The organism is Streptomyces apricus (assembly GCF_008369065.1).
In the GTDB taxonomy this organism is placed as follows: domain Bacteria; phylum Actinomycetota; class Actinomycetes; order Streptomycetales; family Streptomycetaceae; genus Streptomyces; species Streptomyces apricus.
Genome location: NZ_VDFC01000047.1, coordinates 622,818 through 632,309, shown reverse-complemented (window position 1 = coordinate 632,309; position 9,492 = coordinate 622,818). Strand labels below are relative to the sequence as shown.

The following is a 9,492-nucleotide window of genomic DNA, read 5'->3' as shown; positions in this document are numbered from 1 at the left end:
GCCAGCCCTTCCCCGGTCAGCAGCCCTTCCCGGGTCAGCCGATGCCGGGTCAGCCTGTGCCGGGCMAGTCCCTGCCCGGGCAGCCCCCGGCCTACGGCTACCCGCAGCAGGCGCAGCCCACGGTCGGCCCCGGCTACCAGGCCGTGCTGCGCTACCGCGCGCAGGACGGCAGCGAGCAGCAGCTGATCCGGCGGTCGGCGCCGGGCACCCCGCACCCGGAGTGGCAGATCCTGCACGAGCTGCGGGCGATGAACGTGCCGCCGCAGCAGGTCCTCGAACTGCACACGGAGCTGGAGTCCTGCGAGCTGCCGGGCGCCTACTGCGCGCGGATGATCCGGGAGAGCTGGCCGCAGGCGCGGATCACCAGCATCGCCTCGTACGGCACCGACCACGCGAGCCGTCAGCAGGGCATGGCGCAGCTGCTCGCCCACCAGGGTGAGCTGCACCAGGTCGCCGACGGCCCGGCGCGGCCCGCGCCGGTGCGGGCGCCGTTGCCGCCGGTGCCGCCCGCGCCGCCGATCCCGCCGGAGGCGATCGGACAGGAGCTGGCGGCGGCCTTCGGGCCGGGCCTGTTCCGGTTCGACCAGGCGGCGGTGTCCCGGCAGGGCGTGCCGCCGATCGTGGCGCACACCCTGGTGGTGGCGGGGCTGCCCGTCGACATGAACCCGTTCTTCTGGGCGCAGGCCCAGCCGGGCCGGCCGGTGCCCACGCTCGCCGAACTGGCGCAGGAGCGGGGCATCCAGCCGGGCGCGGACGCGGGCTCGTACCTCGTCATGGGCAGTGACTTCGGCAAGGCGATCTGTGTCCAGTACGGGACCGCGAACATCGTGGCGGTGCCCGTGGAGGCGGGGCCGGGCGGTGCTCCCGTACCGCCGCAGTTCGTGAACACGGGGCTGCCGGAGTTCGCGCGCAGTCTCGCACTGCTGGGCCGTATGTGGCGTCTTCGCTACGGCCTCAACCAGGAGCAGGCGGGCCGCTGGACCGTCGACTTCCAGGCGCAGCTGGCCGCGCTGGACCCGGCGGCCCTCGGGTCGCCGGAGAGCTGGTGGTCGGTGCTGCTGGAGCAGATGTGGGACGGCCTGCTCTGACGGCGCGGCGCCCCGCACGGAAGTGACGAGGGGGCCGGGCCCGGTCGGTCGACCGGGCCCGGCCCCCTCCGCTTGCCCGGTCCTGGGTCGGCGGAACGCGCGGAGTGTCGCGTTATGAACACTTACGTCCGATCCTTCAGGATGTCCGGCATGAGCAGCTCACCGGTGCCGTCCCAGGGATTCGAGACCGTACGGGGCCGTGGCTACCGTCCCGGACAGGTCGACGCGTACACGGCGGCGCTCTCGGCGGGGCGGGACGCCGCCTGGGAACGGGCCGCCCGGCTGACCGTGCTGGCCCGGGAGATGGAGTCCGAGGCGGTGCGGCTGCGCGAGGTCGTGACGCGGCTCGCCCCGCAGACGTACGAGCAGCTCGGCGAGCGGGCCCGGCGGCTCCTCGCGCTGGGTGAGGAGGAGGCCGCGGCGGTGCGCGCGAGTGCGCGGCAGGAGGCGGACCTGGTGGTGGCCGAGGCGCTGGCGGCGGCCGACGCGGTGCGCGGGGCCGCGCGGGCGGCGGCCGACGAGGTGCGCGCCGGGGCCGAGGAGCAGGCCGGGCAGCGGCTGCTCGCGGCCCGGGCCGAGGCCGACGAGCTGCGGGTCTCCGCGCGGCGCGCGGTGAAGGAGAGCCGCGCCGGGGCGCTGGCCGCGCTGCGCGAGGCGCGGCGGCGCGGCGAGGACCTGGTCACCGCGCAGGAGAAGGAGCACGCCGGGCGCCGGGAACGGGCCGAGGGCGAGGCCGCCGAGCGGGAGGCCGCCCTCGACGCGCGCCACGAGGAGCTGGTCGCGCGCGCCGAGGAGGATCTGGCCGAGGCGGGCCGCTCCCTGGCCGGGGCGGAGGAGGAGGCCCGCCGGCTCCAGGAGGACGCGGAAGCCCGCGCCGCCGAACTGCTCGCCGAGGCACGCGCCCAGGAGGAGCGCACGGCCCGCGAGACGGAACGGGTCCTGCGGGAGCACGGCGAACGGTGGGACGAGGTGCAGGCCCACATGGACCACGTGCGCAGCAGCCTCGCGGCCCTGACGGGCCGGGCGGCGGCCGAGTGACCCCGGCCGGCCCGTGGCCCTTCGACCCGTACCCCTTCGGCCCGTGGCCCTTGGACCCGTACGCCTTCGGTCCGTAGCCCTTCGGCCCGTACTCCTTCGGGCCGAAGGGGTACGGGCCGTGTTCCCTCAGCTTTCGGTTCCCCGTTCTCCGCGGACCGCTCCCGCGAGGATCCAGGCCTCCACCGTCTCGTACTGCCTGCGGTGCTCCTCCGTCCGGCGCCGGCCCGAGGCCACCGTGCCGAGCCAGCCGAGGGCGAAGCCCAGCGGGACGGAGACGAGGCCGGTGGTGGTGAACGGGAACCAGGTGAAGTCGTGGTCCGGGAAGGCGGAGATGGGGGACCCGGAGACGAGGTTCGTGCCGGTCATCAGGACCAGCGTGCCGAGGGTGCCGCCGATGAGCGTGCACAGCAGGCCGGTGCGGGTGTAGCGGCGCCAGAAGAGGCTGTAGACCAGCGCGGGCGCGATGGCCGAGGCGCCCAGGCAGAACGACAGCGTGACCAGCGGCTGCAGGCTGTGGTGCTGGACCAGCGTGGCCAGCACGATCGCCGGGACGCCGACCGCCGCCGCGGACACCCGCGCGAGGGTCATCTCGCGGCGCGGGGACAGCTCCTGCCTGCGGTGCGCGAAGACGTCGTGGGCCAGGGAGTTGGCGCAGGCGAGGATCATGCCGGCGACCGAGGCGAGCACCGTCAGGAAGAGCGCGGCGGTGACGGTGGTGAAGAGGAACGATTCCGCCGTCGAGACGTCCGCCCCGAATGCGGCCCGCGCGCCCAGCAGGTAGGCGGTGTTGCCCTGCGGGTCGGCGCCCGCGATCGCCTCGCGCCCGATCAGCGCCGTCGCCCCGAAGCCGACGACCGTGATGACGAGGACGAACAGGGCCACGGCCGGCACCGCCCAGGACATCGACCGGCGCACCTGGCGGGCGCTGCCCGCGGTGTACATGCGCATGGTGATGTGCGGCAGGCACGCCCCGCCCAGCACCACCGTCAGCTGCGCGGTGATCATGTCCAGGCGGGGGCTCGGCCCGCCCGAGAACTGCAGCCCGGAGCCGAGGAAGGCGGAGCCCGCCCCGCTGTTGCGCGCCGCCTGTGCGAAGAGGCCGCCGAGGCTCCAGTCGAACCGGTTCAGGATGAGGACGGCGACGACGGCGCCGGAGCCGAGCAGCATCACGATCTTCATGATCTGGATGAGCGCGGTGCCCTTCATCCCGCCGATCGCCGCGTAACTGATCATCAGGATGCCGAGGCCGACGATGCAGCCCGTCTTCAGTCCGGAGCCGGAGAAGCCGAGGATGAAGGCGAGCAGGTCGCCGGTGCCCGCCAGTTGCACGAGCATCAGCGGCAGCAGCGCGGTCAGCGTCACCGCGCACGCCGCGATCCGTACCGTCCGGTCCGGCATCCGGCGGGCCAAGGCGTCGCCCATGGTGAACCGGCCCGCGTTGCGCAGGGGTTCGGCCAGCAGGAACATCAGGAGCATGAGCGACAGGGCGGTGCTCAGCGCGAGGACGACGCCGTCGTACCCGAAGAGCGCGATGACGCCGCCGGTGCCGAGGACCGTCGCCGCGGAGATGTAGTCGCCCGCGACGGCGAGGCCGGGGTGGGACTGGTAGGGTGGGACTGGTAGGGCTGGTAAGGCTGTTGGGGTTGGTGGTGCGGCGGGAACGGGGACGACGGGGACGTGTCGTAAGACATCCCGGTTCTCCTTGCGTGGCTCGGGTCCGGTGGGGACCGCAGGGAGCGGGGGGTGAGCGAGCACGCACGCTACTCGCAAGTAGCCGAGCGGCGCGAGGGTTTCGACAAACTGATTGGTCGGTATGCGCTTACTTCGCTGACCTCGGGTGTTACCGCCGATAACCTCTTTACGTGCGCCGCGTTCCTGTCGGCCGGCGCACCCGGCCCCCGGAAGGTCGGTCCGCGGCCGGCCCCCGGAAGGTCAGTCCGCGGGCTTCTCCGCCACCGGGAAGCGGCGGGGCGCCATGAACAGCACGACCAGGAAGGCCACCGCCGCCGCGCAGGCCGCGCCGAAGTAGACGGAGTGCACCGCCTCGGCGACCGCGCGCCGCACGTGCTCGGCGGGGGCGCCCGACCCCAGGGACGCGGTCACCGAGTCCAGGTCGCCCGCGCCGCCCAGCCGGGAGGCGAGCACCCCGTTGGCGACCGCGCCGAACAGGGCGGCGCCGATCGTCTGGCCGCTCTGGCGGCAGAAGAGGACGGAGGCGGTGGTCGTACCGCGCTCCGCCCAGTCGACGCTCGACTGCACGCCGATGAGCAGGGGCAGCTGGAAGAGCCCGAGCGCCCCGCCGAGGAGGAACATCAGGGCCGTGGGCTGCCAGGCCTCGCCCGGGTAGGGCAGGAAGGGGAAGGCGGCCAGGACCAGCGTGGCCGTGCCGATGCCGAGCAGCGCGGTGTTGCGGAAGCCGATGCGCCGGTAGACGTGCTGGCTGAGGGCCGCCGAGACCGGCCAGCTCAGCGTCCACACGGAGAGCACGAAGCCGGCGGCGATCGGGGCGAGCCCGAGGACCGACTGCGCGTACGTGGGCAGGAAGACCGTGGGGGCGACCATGAGCAGGCCCAGCGCGCCGAGTGCCAGGTTCACCGCGGCGATGGTGCGCCGGCGCCAGACCCAGCCGGGGATGATCGGCTCGGCCGCCCGGCGCTCGACGAACACCAGGAGGGCCACGAGCGCGAACCCGGTGCAGAACAGCGCGACCGAGGGCGCCGACAGCCAGGGCCACGCCACCCCGCCCTGTACCAGGGCCGTCAGCAGGACGCCGCCGCAGGCGAAGACGGTGACCGCGCCCGCCCAGTCGACGTGCGGCGGGTGCGCGGGGGCGGCCCGCTCCGGCTCGTGCAGGTGGCGCACCAGCAGCCACAGGGCGAGCGCGCCGAACGGCAGGTTGATGAGGAAGATCCAGCGCCAGTCGGCGTACGCGGCGAGGATCCCGCCCAGCGCCGGGCCCGCGATCGCCGAGGTGGCCCACACCGAGGACAGCTTGGCCTGGATCCTGGGGCGCTGTTCGAGCGGGTAGAGGTCGGCGGCGAGCGTCTGGACCGTGCCCTGGAGGGCGCCGCCGCCCAGGCCCTGGACGATGCGGAACGCGATCAGCGCGGCCATGTTCCAGGCGAGCGCGCACAGCAGCGAGCCGAGCAGGAAGAGGACGCAGCCGGCGATCAGAACGGGCTTGCGGCCGAAGGTGTCGGAGAGCTTGCCGTAGACGGGCAGCGTGACGGTCACGGCGAGCAGGTAGCCGGAGAACAGCCACGAGAAGACGGCGAAGCCGCCGAGGTCGCCGACGATCTGGGGGACGGCGGTCGACACGATCGTGGAGTCGAGCGCGGCCAGGGCCATGCACAGCATCAGGGCGGCGACGACGGCCCGGCGGGTGCGGACCGCGGCCCGCGCCGCGGCGGGCCCTTCCATCGGCACGGCCGGTATCTCGGTGTCCCCCTGGCCCACAGGATTCCTTCCCCTTGCACCTATCTGCCGGGGCCACTCTCCCATCCGTGCCGCACACCGCGGGAGGGTGCGCCCTCCCCGGGGCCGGCTCCGCCGGTGGGCGGACAACCCCTAGGGGGATGTCACCACTTCGGCTCGGGGAGGGGTCGTCCCGGCGGAGGACGAGACGGCGCGCGGCCGTCCTTAACCTGGCTTTATGCCGCTGGGGGGCGGCGTCCCGCACCGCCGGGGCGGTGTTCCGCACCTTCGGGGGTGGGGTTTACCCCCGCACAAGACTGCGCCGGGCACCAGCGCGGGGGAGGGCCCCGCGCACCAGACTTGTCGCCGTAAGCGCACGACGACTGCACGACGAGCGCACGACTGGCTGCACGGCGGCCGCACGACGACCGCACCATCCGCACACACCGCAGCGATGCGGACGACCGCACCTCGTCACTGCCTCGCGGTGACCGACTTAGGAGACATACCGTGACATCGGCTGTAACCATTCCCAGGCACGGGGGCACTGGAGAGCGTACGGCCGTTGCCGCGCGGGCGCGGCAGGTCGTGAAGGCGTACGGGTCCGGTGAGACCCGCGTCGTCGCCCTGGACCGGGTCGACGTGGACATCGCGCGGGGCCGCTTCACCGCGATCATGGGCCCCTCCGGGTCCGGCAAGTCCACGCTGATGCACTGCCTCGCCGGCCTCGACACCGTCTCCTCCGGGCAGATCTTCCTGGACGAGACCGAGATCACGAAGCTCAAGGACAAGAAGCTCACGCAGCTGCGCCGGGACCGGATCGGCTTCATCTTCCAGGCGTTCAACCTGCTGCCCACGCTCAGCGCCCTGGAGAACATCACGCTCCCGATGGACATCGCGGGACGCAGGCCCGACAAGGCGTGGCTGGCCCAGGTCGTGGAGACCGTCGGGCTCGCCTCCCGGCTCAAGCACCGGCCCAACCAGCTCTCCGGCGGCCAGCAGCAGCGCGTCGCCGTGGCCCGCGCCCTGGCCGCGCGTCCCGAGATCATCTTCGGCGACGAGCCGACCGGGAACCTCGACTCCCGCGCCGGCGCCGAGGTCCTGGGCTTCCTGCGCCGCTCGGTCGACGAACTCGGCCAGACCATCGTGATGGTGACGCACGACCCCGTCGCCGCCTCCTACGCGGACCGCGTGCTGTACCTCGCCGACGGCCGGATCGTCGACGAGATGCTCCGCCCGACGGCCGACGCCGTCCTCGACCGCATGAAGGACTTCGACGCCCGGGGGCGTACGTCATGACCGTCCTCAAGACCTCGATGCGCAACTTCTTCGCGCACAAGGGACGCATGGCCCTGTCGGCCGTCGCCGTCCTGCTGTCGGTGGCGTTCGTGTGCGGCACGCTCGTCTTCACCGACACGATGAACACCACCTTCGACAAGCTCTTCGCGACCACCGCGGCCGACGTCACGGTCTCCCCGAAGGCGGCGAAGGTCGACGACACCCCGCAGAACGGCAAGCCCGAGTCGCTGCCCGCCTCCGCGGTCGAGCGGGCCCGGCAGGCCGAGGGCGTCGAGTCCGCCGAGGGCGTCGTCAACTCGCTGAACGTGACCGTCGTCGACAGCGACAACGAGAACATGGGGTCGAGCACCGGCGCCCCGACGATCGCGAGCAACTGGACGAAGAACGACCTGCGTTCGATGGAGATCACCGCGGGGCACGCCCCGCGCGGTCCCACCGAGGTCATGGTCGACGCCGACACCGCGGACAAGCACCACCTGAAGATGGGTGACGAGCTGCGGACCATAGCCGTCACCGGGGACTTCAAGGCGAAGATCGTCGGCATCGCCACCTTCAAGATCACCAACCCCGGTGCTGCCGTCGTCTACTTCGACCGGGCCACCGCCCAGCGCGAACTGCTCGGCGCCGAGGACCGGTTCACCCAGATCAACGTCACGGCCGCCGCCGGCGTGAGTGACGCGCGGCTCAAGCAGAACGTGTCCACGGAGCTGACCGGGGCGGGGGCGTTCAAGGTCCAGACACAGAAGGAGTTCGCGGACGAGGGCCGCGAGGGCGTCGGCGAGTTCATGGACGTCATCAAGTACGCCATGCTCGGCTTCGCCGGGATCGCCTTCCTCGTCGGCATCTTCCTCATCATCAACACCTTCTCGATGCTGGTCGCCCAGCGCACCCGCGAGATCGGCCTGATGCGCGCCATCGGCTCCTCCCGCAAGCAGGTCAACCGGTCCGTGCTCGTCGAGGCGCTGCTGCTCGGTGTCGTGGGCTCGGTCCTCGGGGTCGCCGCCGGCGTCGGCATCGCGATCGGCCTCATGAAGCTCATGTCCATGGCGGGCATGAACCTCTCCACCGACGACCTGACCGTGAAGGCCGCGACCCCGGTGATCGGCCTGGTCCTGGGCATCGTCGTCACCGTCCTGGCCGCCTACCTGCCGGCCCGCCGCGCGGGCAAGGTCTCCCCGATGGCCGCCCTGCGCGACGCCGGTACGCCGGCCGACGGCAAAGCGGGCTGGATCCGCGGCCTCATCGGCCTGGTCCTCACGGGTGCCGGCGGCGCCGCCCTCTTCACGGCGGCCGGCGCGGACAAGGCGAGCGACGGCGCGTCGATGCTGGGCATCGGCGTGGTGCTCTCCCTGATCGGGTTCGTCATCATCGGCCCGCTGCTCGCGGGCGGCGTGGTCCGGGTCATCAGCGCGGTCCTGCTGCGCGCCTTCGGCCCCGTCGGCCGCCTCGCCGAACGCAACGCGCTGCGCAACCCGCGGCGTACCGGCGCCACCGGAGCGGCCCTGATGATCGGCCTCGCGCTGGTCGCCTGCCTCTCCGTGGTCGGCTCCTCGATGGTGGCCTCCGCCACGGAGGAGCTGGACCGGTCGGTCGGCACGGACTTCATCGTCCAGGGCAACCAGCGGATCGTGCCGCAGGCCCAGCAGGCCATCGAGGACACGCCGGGCCTGGAGCACGTCACCAGCTACAAGATGGTCGAGGCGAAGCTGACCTCGCCCGACGGCAGGACCGAGGACAGCGACGTCACGGCCGCCGACCCGACGTACGCCAGCGACCTGCGGCGCGAGACCGTCGCGGGCGACCTGTCGGCGGCGTACGGGAAGGACGCGATGTCGGTGGGCTCCGACTACGCCGAGGAACACGGCGTGAAGGTCGGCGACACGATGACCGTCGCCTTCAAGGGCGGCCGGACCGCGAAGCTGAAGGTCGCGGCCGTCACGGACGACGACGTGGCCATCGACAAGGGCTCGCGTTACCTGAGCATCGCCACGATGGAGCGGTACGTCCCGGCCGACAAGGTCCCGCCGAACGACATCATGTTCGCCACCGCGAAGGACGGCCAGGAGAAGACGGCGTACGCGGCGCTGAAGAAGTCCCTGGACGCGTACCCCCAGTACCAGGTCCGCGACCAGACCGACTACAAGCAGGAGCTCAAGGACCAGATCGGGCAGCTCCTGAACATGGTCTACGGCCTGCTGGCCCTCGCGATCGTCGTGGCGGTGCTGGGCGTCGTGAACACCCTGGCGCTCTCGGTCGTCGAGCGGACCCGTGAGATCGGCCTGATGCGCGCCATCGGCCTCTCCCGCCGGCAGATGCGCCGCATGATCCGCCTGGAGTCGGTGGTCATCGCCCTCTTCGGAGCGCTGCTGGGCCTGGGCCTGGGCATGGGCTGGGGCGCCACCGCCCAGAAGCTCCTCGCCCTGGAGGGCCTGAAGGTCCTGGACATCCCCTGGCCGACGATCATCGCGGTCTTCGTCGGGTCGGCCTTCGTGGGCCTGTTCGCGGCGCTGGTGCCGGCGTTCCGGGCGGGCCGGATGAACGTCCTGAACGCCATCGCGACGGAGTAGCTGCCGCCGGCTGGTCCGTACGGTGCGGCCCCGGTGGGGGTTGACCGCGCAGTTCCCCGCGCCCCTGGGTACCCAGGGGCGCGGGG

Annotated in this window: 5 protein-coding genes and 1 pseudogene; 4 read left to right on the top strand and 2 right to left on the bottom strand. The window is 72.6% G+C overall.

Annotation, left to right across the window (positions count from 1 at the left end; all coding sequences use genetic code 11):
* Together FGF04_RS29230 and FGF04_RS29225 are read left to right on the top strand one after the other, a co-directional pair.
* On the top strand, positions 1-1,088 hold a 1,088-nt coding region (locus FGF04_RS29230; RefSeq protein ID WP_235882547.1), incomplete at its 5' end, for an SUKH-4 family immunity protein.
* 150 nt (positions 1,089-1,238) lie between these two features.
* Positions 1,239-2,126 (top strand): coiled-coil domain-containing protein, encoded by an 888-nt coding sequence (locus tag FGF04_RS29225; protein ID WP_149514292.1) that lies wholly within the window; start codon positions 1,239-1,241, stop codon positions 2,124-2,126.
* Positions 2,127-2,252: 126 nt separating this feature from the next.
* Here FGF04_RS29225 and FGF04_RS29220 read toward each other — a convergent pair.
* Positions 2,253-3,719, bottom strand: a pseudogene (locus FGF04_RS29220) (sodium/solute symporter); the annotation flags it as partial.
* 339 nt (positions 3,720-4,058) lie between these two features.
* Positions 4,059-5,546, bottom strand: a complete 1,488-nt coding sequence (locus FGF04_RS29215; protein WP_149514437.1) for an MFS transporter — start codon at positions 5,544-5,546, stop codon at positions 4,059-4,061.
* A gap of 504 nt (positions 5,547-6,050) precedes the next feature.
* On the opposite strand from FGF04_RS29215, the gene FGF04_RS29210 reads away from it, so the two are divergent.
* Positions 6,051-6,839, top strand: coding sequence for an ABC transporter ATP-binding protein (locus tag FGF04_RS29210; protein WP_149514290.1), 789 nt, complete (start codon positions 6,051-6,053; stop codon positions 6,837-6,839).
* A complete protein-coding gene (locus tag FGF04_RS29205; protein ID WP_149514289.1) occupies positions 6,836-9,406 on the top strand; it encodes an ABC transporter permease in 2,571 nt (856 codons plus the stop codon). Before FGF04_RS29210 ends, FGF04_RS29205 begins: the two co-directional genes overlap by 4 nt.
* Positions 9,407-9,492: the final 86 nt, after the last annotated feature.